Annotated in this window: 1 protein-coding gene; it reads right to left on the bottom strand. The window is 63.6% G+C overall.

From position 1 onward, the window contains the following. Window positions 1-7: 7 nt before the first annotated feature. The gene (locus R5H30_RS21715) at window positions 8-1,171 is read right to left on the bottom strand and encodes an NAD-dependent epimerase/dehydratase family protein (RefSeq protein ID WP_318330863.1); all 1,164 of its coding nucleotides are present in this window, start codon (window positions 1,169-1,171) and stop codon (window positions 8-10) included. Between the last annotated feature and the right edge of the window lie 77 nt (window positions 1,172-1,248).

Genomic DNA, 1,248 nt, shown 5'->3' with positions numbered 1-1,248 from the left:
GGCTGAACTACCGCCATGTTGAGACGCAGGGGATCTTGGTGGTGTCGCAGCGGGTGCTGTAGGTTTTCGCGATGTCGCGGACCTCGCGGAGGATGCCGTCGGCGCTTTCGAGCTTGATGGGTTCGAGGCCCATGCCGAGGAAGCGGTCGTTGGCGACGAAAAGATCGTTCTCGGCGGCCTCGTTGCGCGGGTTGTCGAGATAGGCGATCTCGGCGCCCATCATGTCGTGGATCATCTGCGCCAGATCGCGCACCCGGTGGGTCTCGGTCATCTGGTTGAGGATGTTGACGCGCTCGCCGGACTGCGGCGGGTTCTCGAGTGCCAGCTCGATGCAGCGGCAGGTGTCCTGGATGTGGATGAAGGCGCGGGTCTGTCCGCCGGTGCCGTGCACCGTCATCGGGTAGTCGATCGCGGCCTGCATGATGAAGCGGTTGAGCACCGTGCCGTAGTCGCCGTCGTAGTCGAAGCGGTTGATCAGGCGCTCGTCCATGCGGGTCTCGTCGGTCTGGGTGCCCCAGACGATGCCCTGGTGCAGGTCGGTGATCTTGACCCCGTCGTTCTTGTTGTAGAAGGCGAACAGCAGCTGATCCTGGCTTTTCGTCATGTGGTAGATCGAGCCGGGGTTGGTCGGGTAGAGGATCTCCTGCTCGGTCTCGCCCTCGGGCGTGTCGACCTTCACCTTGAGATACCCTTCGGGGATCTTCATGCCGGCGGTGCCGTAGCCGTAGACGCCCATCGTGCCGAGGTGGATCAGGTGCACGTCCTGGCCCGATTCCACGATCGCGGCGAGCACGTCGTTGGTGGCGTTGATGTTGTTGGAGACGGTGTAGCGCTTGTGCGCGCTCGACTTCATCGAGTAGGGCGCGGCGCGCTGCTCGGCGAAGTGGATGATGGCGTCGGGCTTCTCGTCCTGGATCAGCGTCAGCAGGCGGTGGTAATGCTCGCCCACGGTGAAGTTGTGGAACTTGATCTCCTGGCCGGTCAGCTCCTTCCAGACCCGCAGGCGCTCGCCCACGGGCCGGATCGGCGTCAGGCTGTCGACCTCGAGCTCGAGATCGATGCCGCGCCGGCTGAGGTTGTCGACGATGATCACCTCGTGCCCGCGCCGCGACAGGTAAAGCGCGTTGGGCCAGCCGCAGAACCCGTCGCCGCCCAGAATGATGACCTTCATTGCCCCGTGTCCCCCGGTATCCATGCCTCGTTGCGCGCCTGTATTGTCAAAAACGCCGCCGAACGCAATTCGATATC

This window comes from Roseobacter sp. FCG-D35 (genome assembly GCF_033436665.1).
Taxonomy (GTDB): Bacteria; Pseudomonadota; Alphaproteobacteria; order Rhodobacterales; family Rhodobacteraceae; genus JAWQFO01.
This window is presented reverse-complemented; position numbering and strand designations above follow the sequence as displayed.